Here is a 21,454-nt window from a genome sequence, read left to right as displayed (position 1 = left end):
CGATGACACGCCGCTTCGACCCCTAGGATTCCCCCTAACACCTCACCGGTCTCATTCGACAGGAACCCCATGAGCGACACTTCCTCCCCCTTCGGCTTCGAGCTCGTGCGGCGTGGTTACGACCGCGGTCAGGTGGATGACCGCATTACCAAGCTCGTCGCCGACCGTGACAGTGCTCTGGCCCGGATCACCTCTCTCGAGAAGCGCATCGAGGAACTGCACCTCGAGACGCAGAACGCCCAGGCTCAGGTGAGCGACGCCGAGCCGTCGTACGCCGGTCTCGGCGCCCGCGTCGAGAAGATCCTCCGTCTCGCCGAGGAGGAGGCGAAGGACCTGCGCGAGGAGGCCCGTCGCGCCGCCGAGCAGCACCGCGAGCTGGCCGAGTCGGCCGCCCAGCAGGTGCGCAACGACGCCGAGGCGTTCGCCGCCGAGCGCAAGGCGAAGGCCGAGGACGAGGGCGTCCGGATCGTCGAGAAGGCGCAGGGCGAGGCGAACAACCTGCGCGCCGAGGCGCAGAAGGACGCGCAGTCCAAGCGCGAGGAGGCGGACGCCCTCTTCGAGGAGACCCGCGCCAAGGCCGCGCAGGCCGCCGCGGACTTCGAGACGAACCTGGCCAAGCGCCGCGAGCAGTCCGAGCGCGACCTGGCCTCCCGTCAGGCCAAGGCCGAGAAGCGGCTCGCGGAGATCGAGCACCGCGCCGAGCAGCTGCGCCTGGAGGCCGAGAAGCTGCGTACGGACGCGGAGCGCCGGGCCCGCCAGACGGTGGAGACCGCGCAGCGCCAGGCCGAGGACATCGTGGCCGACGCGAACGCCAAGGCGGACCGGATCCGCAGCGAATCGGAGCGCGAGCTCGCCGCGCTGACGAACCGCCGCGACTCGATCAACGCCCAGCTGACCAACGTCCGCGAGATGCTGGCCACGCTGACCGGCGCGGCGGTGGCCGCGGCCGGTTCCCCGGCGGACGACGAGCCGGTGACGCGCGGCGTCCCGGCCCAGCAGGCCCGCTAGGGGCCCGCGCGGGGACACCTGCGACAGATCGGCGAGGAACCCTCCGGCACTGCGGTGGCGGAGGGTTTTTCGCGCCCTTAGCTTGGTACGCATGATCGAGCTCGACGGGCTGACGAAGCGGTTCGGGACGAAGACGGCGGTGGACCACCTCTCCTTCCGGGTGCGACCCGGCATGATCACCGGGTTCCTGGGGCCGAACGGGGCGGGCAAGTCCACGACGATGCGGATGATGCTCGATCTGGACAACCCGACGAGCGGGACGGTCAGGATCGACGGCCGGCACTACCGCGAGCTCGAGGAGCCGCTGAAGTACATCGGGGCGCTGCTCGACGCGAAGGCGATGCACGGCGGCCGGAGCGCGTACAACAACCTGCTCTGTCTGGCCCAGTCGAACCGGATCCCGGCGAGCCGGGTCGGCGAGGTGCTGGAGCTGGTCGGTCTGACGGCGGTGGCGAGGAAGAAGGTCAAGGGCTTCTCGCTCGGCATGGGGCAGCGGCTGGGAATCGCCTCGGCGCTGCTCGGGGATCCGGAGATCCTCATGTTCGACGAGCCGGTGAATGGTCTGGACCCCGAGGGAATTCACTGGATCCGCAATCTTATGAAGGCGCTGGCCGCGGAAGGCCGGACGATCTTCGTTTCCAGCCATCTGATGAGCGAAATGGCGCTGACCGCCGATCACTTGATCGTGATCGGGCAGGGGCGGCTGCTCGCAGACACGTCGATGGCGGATTTCATCCGGCAGAATTCCCGGAGTTACGTGCGGCTGCGTTCTCCGCAGCACGAACGGCTGATCGAGGTGCTGCGGGAGAGCGGCTTCCGGCCGGTGCAGGCCGGCGGCGGCACCCTGGAGGTGGACGGGGCGACGACCGAGCAGCTCGGCGAGCTGGCCGCCCGTCATCAGCTGGTGCTGCACGAGCTGAGCTCCCAGCAGGCGTCGCTGGAGGAGGCGTTCATGCAGATGACGGCGGCGGCGGTGGAGTACCACGCGCACGGCACGGTCGCGCACGGCGGCGAGGGCGGGCCGCCCGCTCCCCCGCCGGGTCCGCGCTGGGGCGCGAGCGAGCGGGGGGCCTGAGCGATGGCCTCGGTACCCGCGGTCCTGCAGTCCGAGTGGACCAAGATCCGTACGGTGTCCTCGACGACCTGGACGCTGGCGAGCGCGCTCGTGGTGACCGTGGCGATGGGCGCGGCCCTGTGCGCGCTGCTGAACTCCACCTTCGAGGACCTCTCGGTCGCCGAGCGGGCGACCTTCGACCCGACGTTCGTCAGCTTCTCCGGGATGGTGCTCGGGCAGCTGGCGATGGTGGTCTTCGGGGTGCTCGTGGTGGGCACGGAGTACTCCTCCGGCATGATCCGGACGTCGCTGGCCGCGGTGCCGCAGCGGGCCACGTTCCTGTTCGGCAAGATCGCCGTGGCGGGGGTGCTCGCGCTGGTCGTGGGCATGGCGACCAGCTTCCTGGCGTTCTTCCTGGGCCAGGCGCTGCTGGGCGAGCACCGCACCTCCATCGGGGCCGACAACGTGCTGCGCGCGGTGGTGGGCGGCGGGCTGTACATGGGGCTGATCGCGCTGTTCTCGATGGGCGTGGCGGCGATGCTGCGCTCGTCGATGCTGTCGCTGGGGATCCTGGTGCCGTTCTTCTTCCTGGTGTCCCAGATCCTGTCCGCGGTGCCGAAGGCCAAGGAGGTGGCGCGGTACTTCCCGGACCAGGCCGGCTCCCGGATCATGCAGGTGCTGCCGGACGCGATGAACCAGGACAGGGCCCCGTACGGACCCTGGGGCGGCCTCGGGATCATGGTGCTGTGGGTGGCCGCGGCGCTCGCGGGCGGCTGGCTGGTGCTGAAGAAGCGGGACGCGTAGCGCGGGAAGGGGCGCGTATCGGCGGAAGACGCGCGGACCGGCCGACGGGTTGCTTCCGCTTCTCGGCTTCCCGGGAACCGTCGACGCGGCGATAGGCTCCTCACTCGTACGGGGGCCATGGGCCGCGGGCCACCGCCCCGACACGACACGACCGACCGACCTGTCGAGTGGGGCTGGAGAATGATCGAGGCAGTCGGCCTGACCAAGCGCTACGGCGCCAAGACGGCCGTGGACGACCTTTCCTTCCAGGTGCGGCCCGGCGCCGTCACCGGTTTCCTGGGCCCCAACGGCTCCGGCAAGTCGACGACCATGCGCATGATCCTCGGGCTCGACGCCCCCACCGCCGGACGCGTCACCATCGGCGGGCACCCGTACCGGGACCTGCCCAACGCGCCCCGGCAGGTCGGGGCGCTGCTCGACGCCAAGGCCGTGCACGGCGGGCGCAGCGCGCGGAACCACCTGCTCTCCCTGGCCCAGCTGGCCGGCATCCCGGCCCAGCGGGTCGACGAGGTGCTCGGGGTGGTCGGCCTGCAGGACGTCGCCCGGCAGCGGACCAAGGGCTTCTCGCTGGGCATGGGCCAGCGCCTCGGCATCGCGGCGGCGCTGCTCGGCGACCCGCAGGTGCTGCTCTTCGACGAACCGGTCAACGGCCTGGACCCGGAGGGCATCCTCTGGGTGCGGAACCTGATGAAGAAGCTGGCCGCCGAGGGGCGGACGGTGTTCGTCTCCAGCCATCTGATGAGCGAGATGGCGCTGACCGCCGACCATCTGATCGTGATCGGCCGCGGCCGGCTGCTCGCCGACATGAGCGTGCCGGACTTCATCGCCGCGAACTCCGCCGACTTCGCCCGCGTCCGCACCCCCGGGGACGCTCCCGAGCAGCGCGAGAAGCTGGCCGCCGCGCTCGCCGGGGCGGGCGGCCGGGTGCTGTCGGAGCGGGACGGCGCGCTGCGCGTGACCGGGCTGCCGCTGCCGCGCATCAGCGACCTCGCCCACGAGGCGGGCGTTCGGCTGTGGGAGCTGTCCCCGCACCAGGCGTCCCTGGAGGAGGCGTACATGCGGCTCACGCAGAGCGCCGTCGACTACCGCTCCACCGAGGACCGGCTGACCGGGCTCCGGCCGCCGGAGCCGGCGTACGGCTACGCCGCCCCGCCCGAGCCGGTGATCCCGGAGGTGCCGCAGGAGGGCTGGTACGCCCCGCCGCCGCCCGGACAGAACCCCTACGCGACCCAGGACAAGCCCGAGGACGCCCGATGACCACTCCCCCGGCCCCGCAGGCCGCCGGCCCCGCCCCGGGCGCGTACGCCCCGGGTTCGTACGTCTCGCCCATCCCGGTCCGCCGGGCCCATCTCGGCGACGCGCTCGCCTCCGAGTGGACCAAGATCCGCTCGGTGCGCTCCACGCTGTGGACGCTCGGCGTGCTCGTGCTGCTGATGGTCTCGATCGGTCTCGGCGTCGCCGTGCTCGTCGCCGCGTCGGGCGTGGGCACCGAGAGCGACCCGGCCCTCGGCCTGGGCTTCTTCGGCATGCTGCCCGGCTCGATCTGCGTGATCACCCTCGGCGTGCTGACCATCGCCTCCGAGTACGGCACCGGCATGATCCGCACCACGCTGACCGCCTGCCCCAGCCGCGGCCGGGTGCTCGCCGCCAAGGCGATCGTCTTCTTCCTGCTGGTCCTGACCCTGACCACCGTCACCGCGGCCTTGGTCGCGGGCGTCCAGTACGCGCTGGTCGGCGGCCCGGAGCCGAGCGCGGGGAGCTGGGTGCGGGCCACCTTCGGCGCCGGGCTGTACGTCGCCCTGCTCGGGCTGCTCTCGCTCGCCGTCGGCGCGATCGTCCGGCACTCCGCCGGCGCGATCACGATCATGATCGGGGTGCTGCTGCTGCCGCTGGTGGCGGGGCTGTTCATGTTCGCGGAGTCCCTGCAGGGGCTCCAAGAGGCGCTGTTCATGTACGCGATCCCCTCGCAGATGATCGCGCTCTACGCCGACGTCCCGCCGTTCGGCAGCAGCGGCCCCTCGGGCTGGGAGCCGGTGCTGATCCTGCTCGGCGTCACCGGGCTCGCCCTGGGCGCCGCGTACGCCTCGCTGCGCGCGCAGGACGTGTGAGGCCGCCCGGGAGTCAGTGACGCGGCGCGTTGCGGGACCGCTGCACCCGTGTGGTGCGGCGGTCCTTCGCGTTCCAGCAGGCCTTGTGCCAGTGCCGCCGGTCGTCCACCCCGCCGTACTCCGGCCAGGCCACCACGTGCGGCGCGCCCGGCGGGATCTCCTGGTCGCAGCCGGGGCAGCGGTACCGCTTGCCGGGGGCGCTGGCGCCGGCCACGAGCCGGACGTACCACTCCTCGCCCTGCCAGGTCTCGGTGCGCTGCACGCCTCCGTAGCGGTCGCCCGGCTCGTCCTGACGGGCCGCGGGCTTCTCGCCGCCTCGGGAGCGGTTGCGACGCGGGGACACGGAACACCTCACAGGGCCGGGGACTGCGGACGACGCCCTCCAGGTTACGGGCCGCGGCGCTCGCCTCCGGCCGCACCCGGGCGGCGGGGTTACCGGAAAATCGCAACAACTTGCCGGGGGCCCGTTGCCTTTGGCACGTGTCAGACGTTGATGCCTGCGAGGGGGAGTACCGCGTCGGCCGCAAGGAGGCAGTAGCGATGCGCGTGGGTACGTTCGTTCTGGCCGCCCAGTTCCCGGGCCAGGGGCCGGGGGAGGCGCTGCACCGGGCGGTGCGGACCGCCGAGCTCGCCGAGGAGTGCGGGCTCGACTCGGTCTGGCTGGCGGAGCACCATTTCGTGCCGTACGGCGTGTGCCCGTCGGCGGTGACGCTGGCGGCGCTGATGCTGGGACGCACGCGCCGTATCCGGGTCGGCACGGCGGTGAGCGTGCTGCCGACGGCCCATCCGGTGGCGCTCGGCGAGCAGGCGGCCCTGCTGCACCTCACGTCCGGCGGGCGGTTCACGCTGGGCGTGGGCCGGGGCGGGCCGTGGGTGGACCTGGAGGTCTTCGGCGCCGGTCTGGAGGCGTACGACCGGGGCTTCCCGGAGTCGCTGGACCTGCTGCTGCGGTGGCTGGGCGAGCCGCGGGTCGGCGCGGACGGCGAGCGGTACGCGTTCCGCGAGGTCGCGGTGGTGCCGCGGGCCGGGGAGCTGGACGGCGGCGAGGAGGGCCCGGAGGTCGTCGTCGCGTGCACCTCGCGCGGCAGTGTGCGGCTGGCTGCGGAGCGCGGGCTGCCGATGCTGCTGGGCATGCACTGCGGGGACGAGGAGAAGGCGGAGATGGTGGCCGCCTGGCGGCGGGACTCCCGGGAGGCCGGCCGGAGCCCCGAGGAGATCGAGCGGATCGGCCGCGGCCATGTCTCGGCCGGGGTGGTGCAGCTCGCGGACCGCACGGCGGACGCGGCGGAGGCGCTGGTCAAGGCGATGCCGGGCTGGCTGAAGCAGGGGCTGGACGCGCATGTGACGGTGGACGGACGGTACCGCGCGATGCGCGACCCGGTGGCGTACACGGAGCTGCTGTGCGGGCTGCACCCGGTGGGCACCCCGAGGCTGGCCGCGGACCGGCTGGCGGCCACCGCCGAGCGGACCGGGATCACGCGCTTCGCGCTGCTGGCGGAGGGCTCGGGCGACCTCGCGGCCACCGAGGAGAACATTCGCAGGACGGGTGCCGAGGTGCTGCCGCTGCTGACCTGAGTCGGCGGTGCGGAGACGACGGCGGGCCGCCGCTCCGGCACCGGAAGGATCTCCCCCGTCCGGGACCTCCTCCGCTGCGGGAACGGCGGCACAAGACATCAGCGGTCGCGAGCCGTCAGCAGTCGCGCAGTTCGGGCGACTGGTTGAGCAGCTGTCCCCGGACGGAGGTGAAGCGGGCCAGCCGCTCGTCCGCCGAGGCGTCCAGCGGGAAGACCGCGACACGGTGGCAGTTCTGGAAGGCGAGACGCACGCCGAAGTGCCGCTGGAGCGCACCCCGGATCGCGTCGCTCGCCAGTGCGCGCAGCAGCTGGCCGCGCGCCTGCTCGTCCGGCGGCGGCGTCTGGTTGTCGGCGAACTCTCCGCCGTCCACCTTCAGCTGGGCCACCAGAGAGCTGATCATCTCCCATGCGTACGGCAGGGAGGTCCGGACGCAGTCGACGAAGTCGGCTTCGTCGACCTCGCCTCGCTCGGCCTGTTCCAACAGCGCCGGTGAGACGTCGAGCGACATGTGTACTCCTCTCGCGACCCCGCCGGGCGGGGTCTTCCGGGCAGGACTGGAGGACACCCGTTGCGCAACGCAGAGTGCACGGGCGACGACCTCCAGCTAACACGGTAAGCGCGCCGTCCTGGCGGCACCAGGAGATTGGGACCACAACCGGCCAATAACGAACGGGAGTTTAGGCACGAATCGCGCGGAGGAGCGGCCGTCTTGTAGCGTTGCGCACCATGCGTCTCGTCATTGCCCGTTGTTCCGTGGACTACGCGGGCCGGCTCACCGCCCATCTGCCCTCCGCGCCCCGTCTGATCCTGGTGAAGGCGGACGGCAGCGTCTCCATCCACGCGGACGACCGCGCGTACAAACCGCTCAACTGGATGTCCCCGCCGTGCTCCCTCAAGGAGGGCGCGGACGGCGACGAGGGCGTCTGGACGGTGGTCAACAAAGCGGGCGAGAAACTGATCATCACGATGGAGGAGATCATGCACGACTCCTCCCACGAGCTCGGTGTGGACCCGGGTCTCATCAAGGACGGCGTGGAAGCGCACCTGCAGGAGCTGCTGGCCGACCGCATCGAGACGCTCGGCGACGGCTACACGCTGATCCGCCGCGAGTACCCGACGGCGATCGGCCCGGTGGACATCCTGTGCCGGGACGCCGACGGCGCGACGGTCGCGGTGGAGATCAAGCGGCGCGGCGAGATCGACGGCGTCGAGCAGCTGACCCGGTACCTGGAGCTGCTGAACCGCGATCCGCACCTCGCGCCGGTCAAGGGCGTGTTCGCGGCGCAGGAGATCAAGCCCCAGGCCCGCGTGCTCGCCACGGACCGCGGCATCGACTGCGTGGTCCTGGACTACGACGCCCTGCGCGGCATCGAGGACGACAAGCTGCGGCTGTTCTGACCGGCCCGAAGCGATGCGACGGCCCCCGCCCGGCGTATGCCGGACGGGGGCCGTCGTGTGCGCGGTGGGGTCAGACGCCGGTGGAGCCGCCGGCGCCGCCGGTGGAGTCGGCACCGCCCGTGGTGGTCTCGCCGGTCGTCCCGCCCGTGGTCGTCTCGCCGGTGGTCTCACCCGTGGTGGTCTCGCCCGTCGTCTCGCCCGTCGTGGTCTCGCCGGTGGTCTCACCCGTGGTGGTCTCACCCGTGGTCCCGCCGGTCGGGTCCGTACCGCCCGACGGGGTGCCGCCGGACGGGCTGCCCGACGTCGTGCCGCCGGTCGTCGGCGTGCCCGGCTTGGTCGTGGACGGCTTGGTGGTCGTGCCGCCCGAGGTGGTCGGGCTGCCCGGCTTCGTGGAGGAGCCGCCGGACGTCGTGCCGTCCGTCGGGCCCGTGGGGTCGCCGGAGCCGGTGGGCGAGCCGCTCTCGCCGGGGGTCGCCTCGCCGGAGGCGTCCGGGGACTCGTCGGGGGCGCCGGTGCCGTCCTCGTCCGGGGTGTCCGAGTCGAAGCCGTCGTCGTAGCCGTCGTCGCCCGTCGTCCGGTCGGTGGTGACCCGGTTCGAGCCGGGGTCGTCCTCGCCGGAGGTCGCGCCCAGGGTGATCGCCGTGCCGAGGACCGCGACGAGCAGCGCGGCCGCGCCCGCGGCGACCAGGTTGCGGCGGTTGCCGAAGGGGCCGCGGCGGCCGGTGCCGGAGGGCGGCGGAGCCGTGGCCGGTCCGGCGGCGGGCACGGTGCGGTTGCTGACGGTCGGGCCGTCGTCCGGGAAGTCCGGGAAGTGCTGGACGGTCGGGAACGGCGCGCGCTCCTTCACCAGGGCGGCCGTCGTGTCGACGGCCGGCACGGCCGGCTCGTCGAACAGGTCGCCCGGCAGGGCCGGCGGACCGCCGCCCAGGTCGGCGACCAGCGCGAGGGCGCGCCGGCCGGCGAGGGTGCCGCGCTTGTCGGCGAGCGCGCCGCGCAGCGCGATGGAGGCGTCCAGCTCGGCGCGGGCCCGCTCCAGGTTGCCGGTGCACAGGGCGAGCACGCCCAGCTCGTGGTGGAAGTACGCCTCCTCCGCGACCTCCCCGGCCCGCCGGGCGGCCTCCTGGCCGGCGCGCAGGGCGCGCTCCCAGGCGCCCCACTGGAGGCCGGCGGCGAACACGGGCGCGGCGCTGCGGGCCAGCAGGACGACCGCGCTGGAGTGTCCGGCCTCCTGGCTGGGCAGCAGCGCGGTCAGCGCGCCGATCAGGGCGTCCGCCTCGGCGGCGGCGCGTTCGGGGGTGACGGAGGGGTGGCCGGCCCACCAGGCGTAGTGCTGGACGACGGTGTGGGCGTGGGCGGCGGTGTCCTCGGCGTAGCCGGAGGCGACGAGCTGGGTGAGGACGCCGGGGGCGAGCCGGTAGCGGGCGCCGACCGGACCGGCGAGTCCGCAGCCGGTGAGTTCGGCGAGCGCGGCGTCGGCGTGGGTGTCGCCGACGAGCGCGGGCAGGTGGGCGGGGTGCGGGAGCTCGCCGCCGAGGGCGACGGCGAACCGCAGCGCGTCGCGGGCGGCCTGGCTGAGCCGGGAGGCGAGCAGGGCGGCGGGCGCCGCGCCCTCGCCGAGGGTGGGCAGCGGGACGTCGGAGCGTCCGGCCGCCCCGGGTATGCCGCGGGCGCCGCCCTCGCGCCCGCCGCCGAAGGCCTCGTCGAGCGCGCCGAAGGCGTCGAACTCGTCGAAGTTCTCGTTCTGCTCGGGCCCGCCGCGCAGCTGGTCGCGCTGGCGCAGCAGCGCGCCGGCCTGGACGAAGCGCAGCGGCAGGCCCTCGGACTCGAACCAGAGGTCGCCGGCCCAGTTGGCCTCGTCCTCGGTGAGGGTGCGGCCGACGACGTGCTCCAGGAGCTCCAGCGCGGACGCGCGGCCGAGTCCGGCGAGCGGGACCTCCTCGACGTGGGCGTCGGCGGAGGGCGCGGCGACGTCGGGGGCGGCGGCGAGCAGGTAGGCGCACTCGGGGGTGGCGGTGAGCAGCTCGTCGAGGGCGGCGCCGCCGAGTTCGATGTCGTCGATCACGACGACCGCGCCGATCTCGCGGACGAGGTCGTGCAGGCCCGCGCGGTCGGGGCGGTGCCCCGGCAGGTGCATGACCGCGCCGAGGAGGTCGTACAGCAGCTCGGTGGCGGTGCGGTGGTGGCCGGAGAGGCGGACGAGGCCGTCGGGGGCGAGGTCGGCGCAGTCGGCGGCGACCTCGTCGAGGAGCCGGGTGCGACCGGAGCCGGCCGGTCCGGTGACGCGGGCGCTGCGGCCGCGGGCGAGCAGCTGGACGAGCCGCTCGCGCTCCTCCTGGCGCTCCAGGAGCGGGGTGCGCGGCACGGCGGGCCCGGGCGGTACGGGCGGGGCCGCGGCCCGGGCCCGGTCGGCGCGCTCCTCGGGGCTGCGGCGGCGGGGCGGCTGGGGCCGCTCCCCCGGCGGGCAGGCCTCGATCTCGCTGCCGTCGACGGGGTTGACGGTGAGCAGCAGGTCGCCGACGACGAGCTTGACGGTGCGGGCGACGGGAGGAGCGGAATGGCCGAACTCCGACGTCAGCGGGTCACGGGGGCCCCGTCGAGCGCCGGCCGCCGCGCCCGCGCGGTCGCCGTCGTTGCCGTACTCCTCCGGTCCCGGGTGGATCGGGTCCATGGTGAATGCCCCCAAAAAAGCGGTGCGCGCCGTGCCCCTCCCGGCCGTTCTGCACGCTCGCTGACGCTTCGGGTCCGGTGGCCCGCCGGGTGGGTCTGTCAATCGGCGGGCGACCGAACCCTAGACCGATGGACGGGTTCGAGTCACGGGCGGGGTACCGCACCGCCCGTGACGTCACGGTCTTGTGAGGATTGAGCGGGTCGCCTGTTTCGCACAGGTGTTTCACATGCCCGACGCGTGCGCGTCGCTTTCCCGCCCGTCCTCCCGCGTCTCTCAGACGCGCGGCAGCGACTCCGCGGCGAGCCCGCCCTCGATGGCGAGGATGCGGTGCAGCCGGGTGGCCACGAGCAGTCGCTGCATCTGGGGCGGGACCCCGCGCAGCACGAGCCGGCGGCCGCAGCGGCCGGCCCGTCGGTGCGCGCCCATGATGACCCCGAGCCCGGTGGCGTCCCAGGAGTCGAGACCGGTCAGATCGAGGACCAGGTCTCCGTCTCCGTCGTCGACGGCCGAGTGGAGGACCGTACGGGCGTCCGCCGCGCTGCGGACGTCGAGGCGGCCCCCGACGACCAGCTCGGCGTGGTCGCCCCTGATGTGCATATGCGCTCCCCGAGAGTGCTTCGTCTATGCAACAACTGACTGCCCGACCGGCAGAAGCGTTGCGCCTTGTAAGCGAACCGAGACCGAATTCACCCGTCGGGGTGATAGCGGGTCAGTACGTGTAGAAGCCCTGCCCGCTCTTGCGGCCGATGTCACCCGCGTCCACCATCCGGCGCATCAGCTCCGGCGGGGCGAACTTCTCGTCCTGGGACTCGGTGTAGATGTTGCTCGTGGCGTTGACGAGGATGTCGACGCCGGTGAGGTCGGCGGTGGCGAGCGGGCCCATGGCGTGCCCGAAGCCCAGCTTGCAGGCGAGGTCGATGTCCTCGGCGGTGGCCACGCCGGACTCGTACAGCTTGGCGGCCTCGACGACCAGCGCGGAGATCAGACGGGTGGTCACGAAGCCGGCCACGTCGCGGTTGACGACGATGCAGGTCTTGCCGACCGACTCGGCGAACTCCCGCGCGCCGGCGAGGGTTTCGTCGCTGGTCTTGTAGCCGCGGACCAGCTCGACGAGCTGCATCATCGGGACCGGCGAGAAGAAGTGGACGCCGACGACGGCCTCCGGGCGCTCCGTCACCGCGGCGATCTTGGTGATCGGGATGGCGGAGGTGTTGGAGGCGAGGACCGCGCCGTCCTTCACGGTCTTGTCCAGGGAGCGGAAGATCTCGTGCTTGATCTCCAGCTTCTCGAAGACCGCCTCGACGACGATGTCCGCGTCGGCGACCGCGTCGAGCTCGGTGGTCGGGGTGATCCGGGCGAGGGCGGCCTCGGCGGCCTCCGCGTCCAGCTTCCCCTTGGCGACGAACTTGTCGTAGGAGGCCTTGATGCCGTCGGTGCCCCGGGTGAGGGCCGCGTCGGTGACGTCGCGCAGCACGACGTCCCAGCCCGCCTGGGCGGAGACCTGCGCGATTCCGGACCCCATCAGTCCGGCGCCGATGACGGCGAGCTTCCTGGCCACGTTGTTCTCCCCTTAACGACTGTTCACCGATGACTCTCCGGCGGAGATTAGCGGCCTGGGGGCGTCATGTGACCCGGAAGTAATGCGCGTCACGCCCTGTTTGACGGACGTCACACCGACGACACCCCCGGACGGGGGTGCTCAGTCGCGCACGGCGTACCCGAGGACCTTCTCGCTCAGCAGGTCCTCGATCTCGTCGAGGAGGACGAGGGTCTCGCGGGAGACCGCGGTGGCCTTGCGGCCGGCGGTCATCTCGCGGGTGATGTAGCCGACGGCCGTGTTCTCGATCCAGGCGATCTGCCCGCCGACGAGCAGCGGCAGCGGGTCGTCCTCGGCCGCGCCGGTCTCCTCGCGGAGGGTGGCGACGACGGCGTCGTGCACCTCCTGCTGGAGGTAGAAGAGCCGGGCCTTGAGGGTGGGGGCGTGCTCGATGACGTTCATGAAGGCGTCGAAGCCGTCCATGAGTCCGTACGCGGGGGACACGGCGCCGATCTGCTCCCGCATCTCGCGCAGCACGGCGTGGGCCGCGGACTCCCCCTTGTCACGGCCCCGGATCATCCGCGACAGGCGGAGGGTGACGCCCTCCATCCGGTCGAGGAACAGATCCTCCTTGGCCGGGAAGTAGTTGTAGACGGTGTTGACGGACACGTCCGCGGCCTCGGCGACGTCCGCGACGGTCACGGTCACGAAACCGTGCTCCAGGAAGAGTCCGGTCGCGATGTCGGAGATCCGCCGCTTCGTCTCGCGCTTCTTGCGCTCCCTGAGCCCCTCAGCCATGACCCCATCCTAGGACCGCTGAAAACTTGGTGGCATTGCAAAATTTCAGGGACTCTGTTTTTGTGGTCACTATGCCAATCATCAGTACGGCCGGGCTCGCCCGGACCTTCCAGACGAAGCTCGGCCCCGTGGAGGCGGTGCGCGGCATCGACCTGACGGTGCGGCCGGGCGAGATCCTCGGCCTCCTCGGTCCCAACGGTGCCGGCAAGACGACCACGCTGCGGATGCTCACCACGCTGCTGCCGCCGACGGGCGGCGCGGCCACCGTCGCGGGCCACGACCTCCTGCGTGATCCCGGAGCCGTACGCCGGCGCATCGGGTACGTCGCCCAGTCCGGTGGGGTCGACCCGCAGGAGACCGTGCGCTCCGAACTCGTCGCCCAGGGCAGGCTCTACGGTCTGTCCAAGGCCGAGGCGGCCGCCCGCGCCGGGGAACTGGCCGGCGAGCTCGACCTCACCGACCTCCTCGACCGCTCCACCGCGGCGCTCTCCGGCGGGCAGCGCCGGCGCCTCGACCTCGCGCTCGGGCTCGTCCACCGGCCCGAGGTGCTCTTCCTGGACGAGCCGACGACCGGGCTCGACCCCGGCAGCCGCGCGGACCTGTGGGCGCTGGTGCGCCGGCTGCGCGACGAGCACGGCACGACCGTCGTCCTCACCACGCACTACCTCGACGAGGCGGACGCGCTCGCGGACCGGCTGGTGATCGTGGACAAGGGGGTCGTCGTCGCCGAGGGCAGCCCGTCCGCCCTGAAGGCGGAGCACGGCGTCACCACCCTCCAGGACGCCTTCCTCGCCATCACCGGGCGCGGCCCGGCCCCCGACACCCACGCCCCCGTCGCCGTATAGGACTCGCCTTGCTTCTCCACGACACCGCGCTGATCTTCGGGCGCTACGCCCGGCAGACCCTGCGCTCGAAATTCCAGATGCTCTTCGGCGTGCTGATGCCGCTGCTCTACCTGCTCTTCTTCGGACCGCTGCTCTCCGACCTGCCCCTCGGTCGCGAGGGCGACTCCTGGCAGATCCTCGTTCCCGGACTGCTGCTCCAACTCGGCTTGTTCGGTGCCTCGTTCGCCGGCTTCTCGCTCATCATGGAGAAGAACTGGGGGGTGGTGGAGCGCATGCGCGTCACCCCGGTCAGCCGCCTCGCGCTGCTGCTCGGCCGGGTGCTGCGCGATGCCGCGCTCTTCGTCTTCCAGGCCGTGCTCCTGGTGCTCGCCGCGGTGGCGATGGGGCTGCGGGCGCCACTCGCCGGGATCCTGATCGGCTTCGTGTTCGTCGCGCTGCTCACCTTCGCCCTGGCCTCGCTCTCCTACGCGCTGGCCATGAAGGTGCGCACCCCGCAGGAGTTCGGCCCGACGGTCAACGCGCTCACGTTGCCCTCGATGCTGCTGTCGGGCCTGATGCTGCCGATGGCGCTCGCGCCCGGCTGGCTGGACGCCCTCTCGCACCTGATGCCGTTCCGCTACCTGGTGGACGCGGTCCGCGACGCGTACGTCGGGCGGTACGCGACGAGCGGGATGCTGTACGGGGTGCTGGTCGCCGTCGGGCTCGCGGCGCTCGCGGTGACCATCGGCACACGGACGTTCCAGAAGGCCGGAGCGTAACTACGCTGGCCGCATGGTCAACCTGACGCGCATCTACACCCGCACCGGCGACCGGGGCACCACGGCCCTGGGCGACATGAGCCGGACCGCCAAGACCGATCTGCGGATCTCGGCCTACGCCGACGCCAACGAGGCCAACGCCGTCATCGGCACGGCCATCGCCCTCGGACAGCTCGACGAGGAGGTCGTGAAGGTCCTCGTCCGCGTGCAGAACGACCTGTTCGACGTGGGCGCGGACCTCTCCACGCCGGTGGTGGAGGACCCGAAGTACCCGCCGCTGCGGGTCGAGCAGTCCTACATCGACAAGCTGGAGGCGGACTGCGACCGCTTCCTGGAGCCGCTGGAGAAGCTGCGCTCCTTCATCCTCCCCGGCGGCACCCCCGGCGCGGCGCTGCTGCACCAGGCGTGCACGGTGGTCCGCCGGGCGGAGCGGTCCACGTGGGCGGCGATCGAGGTCCACGGCGAGACCATGAACCCCCTGACCGCCACCTACCTGAACCGCCTCTCAGACCTGCTTTTCATTCTGGCCAGGACGGCCAACCGGGAGGTCGGCGACGTGCTCTGGGTCCCGGGCGGGGAGCGCTGACGGCTCCTCGGGCTGCGGGGCCTTCTTGGGCCAGAGGGCGTAGCTGAGGGCGATCAGGCCGTGGATGCCGACGGCGCGCCAGGCGCCGTACATCCAGGACTTCAGCGAGGACGTGTCGCCGTCGCCGCCCACGTACCACATGGCGGCCAGCAGCAGGACGGTGGCGACGGCGCCGCCGACCAGGGAGCCGAGCCAGATCTCGCCCTCGTGGCGGGCGCGGGTCCTGCCGTACTGCGGCGGCTTCACGGGCGGCGGGCCGCCGGCCAGACGGTGGGCGGCGTGGCCGTCGAGCCACTTCACGGTGCGGTGGCCGTGGCCCACCGTGTAGCCGATGTACAGCGCGGCCAGGCCGTGCTTCCAGTCGGGCGCGGCGCCGTTCTTGAGGTCGATCGCCGTCACCACGAGCAGCACGACCTCGAGCAGCGGCTCGCACAGCAGCAGCGCCATGCCGAGGCGCGGCATCTTCAGCAGGTAGCGGGTCGTGAGTCCGGCCGCCAACAGCACCCAGAACCCGACCTCGCAGATCACGATCAGCCAGACGATCACGTCGGGACTCCCCGTAGTTCCTCGTTCCCTTGCGGTCCCCTTCAGCCTCCCGTGCCGCCGGGCCGGTGGCGTCGTCGCCGCCGACGAAGTCCGTCTACATCCTTCGACGGAGACGCGACGCGTCCGGGATCGGCCCGTACGGCGAGGCGCGGGCCCGGCCGCAGCGTGTTGGATGGGTCCGTGACACTCCCCCGCCCGCACCGCGTCGACCTGCTCATCGCCGCCGCCGGCCTCGCCTGCGGTCTGCTGCTGTGGGGCTTCGGCATCGTCATGAAGAACGACGCGGCGGTCGAGGGGCGCTGGCCGGTCCTGGTCCTGCTGCTGGTGATGACCGCGGCGGAGACGGCGCGCCGCACCCTGCCGCGCACCGCGCTGGCCGTGGGCACGCTCACCGTGGTGGCGAACGAGTTCACCCACGGCAGCGTGGCGACCGTCCTGATGTTCACGGACGTGGTCTACGCGGCCGTCGTGTACGGGCCGCCCGCCTCCGCCCGCCGCATCCCGTACACGACCGGGCTGATCACGGCCGGCATCACCATCGGCTTCCTGGTCTGGTGGCAGAACGCGATCGCCCTGCTGATCGGCGTGGCCAGCGGCATCGTCTGCTTCCTGCCCGCCGTCACCGGCGCGGTCGTGCGCAACCACCGGCAGGCGGCCGAGGCGGCCCGGCTGCGGGCCGAGCAGACCGCGCTGCTCGCCGAGATGGACCGGACGCAGGCGGTGGTCGCCGAGCGGGCGCGGATGGCCCGCGAGCTGCACGACATGGTGGCCAACCACCTCTCCGCGATCGCCATCCACTCCACCGCCGCGCTGTCCCTGGACGACCCGGCGACGACCCGGCAGGCGCTGACCGTGATCCGGGAGAACAGCGTCGAGGGCCTGGCCGAGATGCGCCGGCTGATCGGGCTGCTGCGCGACAGCGGCGGCGACGCCGAACCGGCCGCCGCGCCCACGCTGGCCGGCCTGGACGCGCTGGTCGCCCAGGCGCGGACGAACGGGCGGTCCAGCGGGCTGACGTTCACCCTCGACGACGCCCGCGACCCCGCGGACGCGCCGCTGCCCGCGCCGGTGGAGATGGCCGCGTACAGGATCGTGCAGGAGGCGCTGACGAACGCCCTCAAGCACGCCCCGGCCGGCCCGGTCGCGGTGCGTCTGGCGCGGGAGGACGGGGCGCTGCGGGTGCTGGTCACCAGCCCGTTCGGGGACCGGCCGGGGCCCCGCGCGCCGGGCTCGGGGGCCGGGCTGGTGGGGATGCGGGAGCGGGTGGCCCTGCTGGGCGGAGAGTTCGAGGCCGGGCCGGTCACCGCGGCGGACGGCCGGAAGATCTGGCAGGTGCGGGCCGGACTGCCCGCCGAGGAGAGGACGTCGCAGGGATGACGATCCGGGTGCTGGTCGCCGAGGACCAGAGCGCGGTACGGGCGGGGCTGGTGCTGATCCTGGGCAGCGCCCCGGACATCGAGGTCGTCGGGGAGGCCGCGGACGGCGAGCGGGCGGTCGCGCTGGCGCGCGAACTGCGGCCGGACGTGGTCCTGATGGACGTGCAGATGCCCCGGATGGACGGGGTGACGGCGACCCGGCAGGTGGTCACGGAGTGTCTCGCGGACGTGCTGGTCCTGACCACCTTCGACCTGGACGAGTACGTCTTCGGGGCGCTGCGGGCCGGTGCGGCGGGCTTCCTGCTGAAGAACACCGACGCGAAGGACCTGATCGAGGCGGTGCGGACGGTGGCCCGCGGGGAGGGCCTCATCGCCCCGGCGGTGACCCGCCGGCTGATCGCGGAGTTCGCCGCGCCCGCCCCCGTACGGGCTCCGGACGCCCGCGATCCCGCGGTGCTCGACGTGCTGACGCCCCGGGAGCGGGAGGTGCTGTCGTGCCTGGGGCAGGGGCTGTCGAACGCGCAGATCGCGGGGCGGCTCGGGATGGCGGAGGCGACGGTGAAGACGCACGTCAGCAAGGTGCTGGGAAAGCTGGAGCTGCGCAGCAGGGTCCAAGCGGCCGTGCTCGCACGGGAGTTGGGAGTCTGACGGAGTACCGCCCCGAACCCTCCGACGTTGGTCTGGACCTCTTGACGATTGGTCCAGACCTTCCTACGCTCACGGCGCGCGCTCAGTACCACGGACCAACCCCCACCCTTCGTCCGTCCGCGAACTTGAGGAGCACCGTTGAGCACTCAAGCACCCCCGCGCAGAACAGGCTTCAGACACCGCGCCGCCGCCGGTCTGACCGCCCTGATCCTGCCCCTGGCCGCCATGGTCGGCCTCGCCACCCCCGCGGAGGCCGCCACCTCCGCCACCGCCACCTACACCAAGGTCCAGGACTGGGGCTCCGGCTTCGAGGGCAAGTGGACGGTGAAGAACACCGGCACCACCACGCTCTCGTCCTGGACCGTCGAGTGGGACTTCCCCTCCGGCACCGCCGTCACCTCCGCCTGGGACGCCACCGTCACCGGCTCCGGCACCCACTGGACCGCCAAGAACGTCGGCTGGAACGGCACCCTCGCCCCCGGCGCCTCCGTCTCCTTCGGCTTCAACGGCACCGGCTCCGGCTCGCCCAGCGGCTGCAAGGTGAACGGCGGCTCCTGCGACGGCGGCTCCCAGCCCGGCGACGCCCCGCCCTCCGCGCCCGGCACCCCGGTCGCCTCCGACGTCACCAACACCTCGGTCAAGCTGACCTGGACCGCCGCCACGGACGACAAGGGCGTCAAGAACTACGACGTCCTGCGCGACGGCGCCAAGGTCGCCACGGTCACCGGCCTCACGTACACCAACACCGGCCTGACCGCCGGCACCGACTACGCGTACACGGTCGTCGCCCGTGACACGGCCGACCAGACCGGCCCGGCGAGCGGCACCGCCTCCGTGCGCACCACCGGCGGCGGGACCAACCCCAACCCGGGCAGCGCCGTCAAGCTGGGCTACTTCACCAACTGGGGCGTCTACGGCCGCAATTACCACGTGAAGAACCTGGTCACCTCGGGCTCCGCGGCCAAGATCACGCACATCAACTACGCCTTCGGCAACGTCCAGGGCGGCAAGTGCACCATCGGCGACTCCTACGCCGACTACGACAAGGCGTACACCGCCGACCAGTCCGTCGACGGCGTCGCCGACACCTGGGACCAGCCGCTGCGCGGCAACTTCAACCAGTTGCGCAAGCTGAAGAAGGCGTACCCGCACATCAAGGTCCTGTGGTCCTTCGGCGGCTGGACCTGGTCCGGCGGCTTCGGCCAGGCCGTGCAGAACCCGGCCGCCTTCGCCCAGTCGTGCTACGACCTGGTGGAGGACCCGCGCTGGGCCGACGTCTTCGACGGCATCGACCTGGACTGGGAGTACCCGAACGCCTGCGGCCTGAGCTGCGACACCAGCGGTCCGGCGGCGTTCAAGAACATGATGCAGGCGATGCGCGCCAAGTTCGGCGCGAACAACCTGGTCACGGCGGCCGTCACGGCCGACGCCTCGTCCGGCGGCAAGATCGACGCCGCCGACTACGCGGGCGCCGCGCCGTACATGAACTGGTTCAACGTGATGACGTACGACTTCTTCGGCGCCTGGGCGGCGAAGGGCCCGACGGCCCCGCACTCCCCGCTGACCTCGTACGCCGGCATCCCGCAGGCGGGCTTCAACTCCGCCGAGGCGATCGCCAAGTTCAAGGCCAAGGGCGTCCCGGCGAACAAGCTGCTGCTCGGCATCGGCTTCTACGGCCGCGGCTGGACCGGCGTCACCCAGTCCGCGCCCGGCGGCACCGCCACCGGCCCGGCGGCCGGCACCTACGAGCAGGGCATCGAGGACTACAAGGTCCTGAAGAACACCTGCCCGGCCACCGGCACCGTCGCCGGCACCGCCTACGCCCACTGCGGCAGCAACTGGTGGAGCTACGACACCCCGGCCACGGTCACGTCCAAGATGGGCTGGGCCAAGAACCAGGGCCTGGGCGGCGCGTTCTTCTGGGAGTTCAGCGGCGACACGAGCAACGGCGAACTCGTCGGCGCGATCCACTCGGGGCTGAGCTAGTCCCCTGCACGGCGGGGGCGGCGCAGCACGCCGTCCCCGTCGTACGCGACCTCGTGCCGGACCACCCGGCATTCGTCGCCCAGCACGGCCACGGCGGCCAGGCAGTCGCCGGGCGCCGGCACGTCGTACAGCCGCACCGGGAGGTGCGGCTGTGCGCGTTCCGCCCAGGCGAGCAGGGCCGCGGGCTCGTCGGGGGCGCTGACCGTGAGCAGCGCCGGGTCGACGCTGAGCCCGTCCCCGGTCGCCTTGAGCACCGCTTCCTTCCGGGCCCAGTAGCGGATGAACCCGCGGGCCCGCTCCCCCGCCGGCAGTCGGTCGTACGCGGCCCGCTCCTCGGCCGACAGCACGGCCAGCGGAGGGTCGCCGACGCGCCCCACCTGTTCCACGTCCACGCCGACCGGACCCGCGTACGTCAGGGCCACGGCCACGGTGTCCCCCGCGTGGGAGAGCGACAGGTGCAGCGGCGAGTCCGGCAGCACCGGCTTGCCGTGCCCGCCGGAGGTGCAGTGCCGGCACACCGCCGAGAAGGCCGGCTCCGCGGGGTCCCGGTCCAGCTCGGCCCCGACCAGCTCGCGCAGCAGGGCGTGCGCGGTCAGATACAGTCCGCGCGGCTCGTCCCGCAGGAAGGCCTCGTACCGGGCCCGCTCCCCCGCGTCGAGCAGCTTCAGCAGGGCCGGCGCGGCGGACGAGCGCACGGAAACGGCCCGGGCCGTCCACACATGGCACTCACCGGGCCGTACGCGTTCTCCGGGCGGAGGCGTCACGCGACGTTCACCCTCTGTCCGGGCGGCGCCGCCTCCAGCCAGGCCAGGAAACCGGTCAGGGCGTCCTCGCTCATCGCCAGCTCCAGACGGGTCCCCTCGTGGAGACAGCCGAGCACGACGGCGTCGGACAGCAGAGCCAGCTCCTCCTCGCCCTCGGGCATCCGGCGGGCCAGCACCTCGATGGCGGAGCGCTCCAGGACGCGGCGGGGCCGGGGAGCGTAGGAGAACACTCGGAACCAGGCGATCCGGTCGCCGCCGTAGCGGGCGACGCCGTACACCCAGCCCTTGCCGGACGGATCCGGCTCGTCGGGCACGTTCCAGCGCAGGGAGCAGTCGAAGGTGCCGCCCGAGCGCTGGATCAGCCGCCGGCGCAGGCCGAAGACGAAGAGCCCGATCACCACCAGTGCGACGACCAGGCCGCTCACAAGCAGAGCGAGGAACATCTCCACCGACCTCCTCGCGACGTCCCGTAAGCGAACACAACCATCTGCATCTGCATCGCCTCAGCCGCGGTACGGTCTGGAAAATTCCAGCCGTACCGCGGCTGAGGGCACAACTCTCGGTGCGGTCCGCTAGCGGACCGCCACCGCGCGCAGCCGGACCTCGGCGCGCCGCTCGGCGGCGGCGTCCTCCTCGGTCTTGGCGCGCTCCAGCGCGCGCTCCGCGCGCTGGGCGTCGATCTCGTCCGCCAGCTCGGCGATCTCCGCGAGCAGAGACAGCTTGTCGTCGGCGAAGGAGACGAATCCGCCGTGGACGGCGGCGACGACGGTCGCGCCCTCACTGGTACGGATGGTCACCGGGCCCGACTCCAGCACACCCAGCAGCGGCTGGTGGCCGGGCATGACGCCGATGTCGCCGGAGGTGGTGCGCGCGATGACCAGGGTGGCCTCGCCGGACCAGACACTCCGGTCCGCGGCGACCAGCTCGACGTGCAGCTCAGCAGCCAAGGGTGGCTCCTCGGGTCACCACCCGGCGGTCGCCGGGTGTTGGGGTCA

General features: G+C 72.6%; 22 protein-coding genes and 1 pseudogene. 13 read left to right on the top strand and 10 right to left on the bottom strand.

The window, feature by feature from the left end; genetic code table 11:
- Nucleotides 1-69: 69 nt before the first annotated feature.
- From ACNJ93_RS22235 to ACNJ93_RS22215, 5 genes and pseudogenes are all read left to right on the top strand, one after another.
- Nucleotides 70-1,008: a cellulose-binding protein gene (locus ACNJ93_RS22235; protein WP_418959180.1), complete on the top strand. Its 939-nt coding sequence runs from the start codon at nt 70-72 to the stop codon at nt 1,006-1,008.
- A 91-nt stretch (nt 1,009-1,099) separates the two neighbouring features.
- Nucleotides 1,100-2,083, top strand: coding sequence for an ABC transporter ATP-binding protein (locus ACNJ93_RS22230; RefSeq protein WP_418959179.1), 984 nt, complete (start codon nt 1,100-1,102; stop codon nt 2,081-2,083).
- Nucleotides 2,084-2,086: 3 nt separating this feature from the next.
- A complete protein-coding gene (locus ACNJ93_RS22225) occupies nt 2,087-2,866 on the top strand; it encodes an ABC transporter permease (protein WP_418959178.1) in 780 nt (259 codons plus the stop codon).
- 180 nt (nt 2,867-3,046) lie between these two features.
- Nucleotides 3,047-4,093 (top strand): annotated as a pseudogene (locus tag ACNJ93_RS22220) (ABC transporter ATP-binding protein); the annotation flags it as partial.
- Between the two features lie 26 nt (nt 4,094-4,119).
- On the top strand, nt 4,120-4,974 hold the full coding sequence (locus ACNJ93_RS22215; RefSeq protein ID WP_418959177.1) for an ABC transporter permease subunit: 855 nt from the start codon (nt 4,120-4,122) through the stop codon (nt 4,972-4,974).
- Nucleotides 4,975-4,987: 13 nt separating this feature from the next.
- On the opposite strand, the gene ACNJ93_RS22210 is transcribed toward ACNJ93_RS22215, so the two are convergent.
- Entirely contained in the window at nt 4,988-5,317 is a 330-nt protein-coding gene (locus ACNJ93_RS22210; RefSeq protein ID WP_418959176.1) for an ATP/GTP-binding protein, read from the bottom strand.
- A gap of 197 nt (nt 5,318-5,514) precedes the next feature.
- Between ACNJ93_RS22210 and ACNJ93_RS22205 the strand changes: the two genes are divergently transcribed.
- On the top strand, nt 5,515-6,549 hold the full coding sequence (locus ACNJ93_RS22205; protein WP_418959175.1) for an LLM class flavin-dependent oxidoreductase: 1,035 nt from the start codon (nt 5,515-5,517) through the stop codon (nt 6,547-6,549).
- A 115-nt stretch (nt 6,550-6,664) separates the two neighbouring features.
- On the opposite strand, the gene ACNJ93_RS22200 is transcribed toward ACNJ93_RS22205, so the two are convergent.
- The gene (locus tag ACNJ93_RS22200) at nt 6,665-7,057 is read right to left on the bottom strand and encodes an SCO5389 family protein (RefSeq protein ID WP_129800535.1); all 393 of its coding nucleotides are present in this window, start codon (nt 7,055-7,057) and stop codon (nt 6,665-6,667) included.
- 218 nt (nt 7,058-7,275) lie between these two features.
- Between ACNJ93_RS22200 and nucS the strand changes: the two genes are divergently transcribed.
- Nucleotides 7,276-7,947, top strand: coding sequence for an endonuclease NucS (gene nucS / locus ACNJ93_RS22195; protein ID WP_418959174.1), 672 nt, complete (start codon nt 7,276-7,278; stop codon nt 7,945-7,947).
- 70 nt (nt 7,948-8,017) lie between these two features.
- Here nucS and ACNJ93_RS22190 read toward each other — a convergent pair whose 3' ends face one another.
- From ACNJ93_RS22190 to ACNJ93_RS22175, 4 genes are all read right to left on the bottom strand, one after another.
- Nucleotides 8,018-10,615: an ATP-binding protein gene (locus ACNJ93_RS22190; protein WP_418959173.1), complete on the bottom strand. Its 2,598-nt coding sequence runs from the start codon at nt 10,613-10,615 to the stop codon at nt 8,018-8,020.
- Nucleotides 10,616-10,888: 273 nt separating this feature from the next.
- Nucleotides 10,889-11,212 (bottom strand): STAS domain-containing protein, encoded by a 324-nt coding sequence (locus ACNJ93_RS22185; protein ID WP_153484418.1) that lies wholly within the window; start codon nt 11,210-11,212, stop codon nt 10,889-10,891.
- Nucleotides 11,213-11,324: 112 nt separating this feature from the next.
- A complete protein-coding gene (locus ACNJ93_RS22180; protein ID WP_418959172.1) occupies nt 11,325-12,173 on the bottom strand; it encodes a 3-hydroxyacyl-CoA dehydrogenase family protein in 849 nt (282 codons plus the stop codon).
- A gap of 141 nt (nt 12,174-12,314) precedes the next feature.
- Nucleotides 12,315-12,950, bottom strand: a complete 636-nt coding sequence (locus ACNJ93_RS22175; protein WP_418959171.1) for a TetR/AcrR family transcriptional regulator — start codon at nt 12,948-12,950, stop codon at nt 12,315-12,317.
- Nucleotides 12,951-13,021: 71 nt separating this feature from the next.
- Here ACNJ93_RS22175 and ACNJ93_RS22170 point away from each other — a divergent pair, with 71 nt between their 5' ends.
- From ACNJ93_RS22170 to ACNJ93_RS22160, 3 genes are read left to right on the top strand one after another with little or no spacing between them, the layout of a single operon-like run.
- On the top strand, nt 13,022-13,795 hold the full coding sequence (locus ACNJ93_RS22170; RefSeq protein WP_418959170.1) for an ABC transporter ATP-binding protein: 774 nt from the start codon (nt 13,022-13,024) through the stop codon (nt 13,793-13,795).
- An 8-nt stretch (nt 13,796-13,803) separates the two neighbouring features.
- A complete protein-coding gene (locus tag ACNJ93_RS22165) occupies nt 13,804-14,553 on the top strand; it encodes an ABC transporter permease (protein WP_418959169.1) in 750 nt (249 codons plus the stop codon).
- A gap of 13 nt (nt 14,554-14,566) precedes the next feature.
- Nucleotides 14,567-15,139, top strand: a complete 573-nt coding sequence (locus ACNJ93_RS22160; RefSeq protein WP_418959168.1) for a cob(I)yrinic acid a,c-diamide adenosyltransferase — start codon at nt 14,567-14,569, stop codon at nt 15,137-15,139.
- Here the strand turns inward: ACNJ93_RS22160 and ACNJ93_RS22155 are convergent.
- A complete protein-coding gene (locus ACNJ93_RS22155) occupies nt 15,059-15,685 on the bottom strand; it encodes a hypothetical protein (protein WP_418959167.1) in 627 nt (208 codons plus the stop codon). The genes ACNJ93_RS22160 and ACNJ93_RS22155 overlap by 81 nt on opposite strands.
- A gap of 180 nt (nt 15,686-15,865) precedes the next feature.
- On the opposite strand from ACNJ93_RS22155, the gene ACNJ93_RS22150 reads away from it, so the two are divergent.
- The 3 genes from ACNJ93_RS22150 to ACNJ93_RS22140 all read left to right on the top strand — a co-directional run bounded on the left by ACNJ93_RS22150 (nt 15,866) and on the right by ACNJ93_RS22140 (nt 19,695).
- Nucleotides 15,866-17,062 (top strand): sensor histidine kinase, encoded by a 1,197-nt coding sequence (locus tag ACNJ93_RS22150; protein ID WP_418959166.1) that lies wholly within the window; start codon nt 15,866-15,868, stop codon nt 17,060-17,062.
- Nucleotides 17,059-17,709, top strand: a complete 651-nt coding sequence (locus ACNJ93_RS22145) for a response regulator (RefSeq protein ID WP_418959165.1) — start codon at nt 17,059-17,061, stop codon at nt 17,707-17,709. Before ACNJ93_RS22150 ends, ACNJ93_RS22145 begins: the two co-directional genes overlap by 4 nt.
- Before the next feature lie 138 nt (nt 17,710-17,847).
- The gene (locus ACNJ93_RS22140; protein ID WP_418959164.1) at nt 17,848-19,695 is read left to right on the top strand and encodes a glycosyl hydrolase family 18 protein; all 1,848 of its coding nucleotides are present in this window, start codon (nt 17,848-17,850) and stop codon (nt 19,693-19,695) included.
- Here the strand turns inward: ACNJ93_RS22140 and ACNJ93_RS22135 are convergent.
- The 3 genes from ACNJ93_RS22135 to ACNJ93_RS22125 all read right to left on the bottom strand — a co-directional run bounded on the left by ACNJ93_RS22135 (nt 19,692) and on the right by ACNJ93_RS22125 (nt 21,406).
- Complete coding sequence (locus tag ACNJ93_RS22135) at nt 19,692-20,390, bottom strand: 4'-phosphopantetheinyl transferase family protein (protein WP_418959163.1); 699 nt, start codon at nt 20,388-20,390, stop codon at nt 19,692-19,694. The two genes, ACNJ93_RS22140 and ACNJ93_RS22135, sit on opposite strands and share 4 nt — an antisense overlap.
- Before the next feature lie 65 nt (nt 20,391-20,455).
- A complete protein-coding gene (locus ACNJ93_RS22130; RefSeq protein WP_418959162.1) occupies nt 20,456-20,902 on the bottom strand; it encodes a DUF2550 domain-containing protein in 447 nt (148 codons plus the stop codon).
- 129 nt (nt 20,903-21,031) lie between these two features.
- Nucleotides 21,032-21,406: a F0F1 ATP synthase subunit epsilon gene (locus tag ACNJ93_RS22125; RefSeq protein WP_418959161.1), complete on the bottom strand. Its 375-nt coding sequence runs from the start codon at nt 21,404-21,406 to the stop codon at nt 21,032-21,034.
- Nucleotides 21,407-21,454 lie beyond the last annotated feature (48 nt).

Origin of the sequence: Streptomyces tritici, assembly GCF_048500665.1 — a bacterium.
GTDB lineage: Bacteria > Actinomycetota > Actinomycetes > Streptomycetales > Streptomycetaceae > Streptomyces > Streptomyces tritici.
Note: the sequence above shows the minus strand (reverse complement) of the source record. Positions and strands in the feature narration are given on the sequence as shown.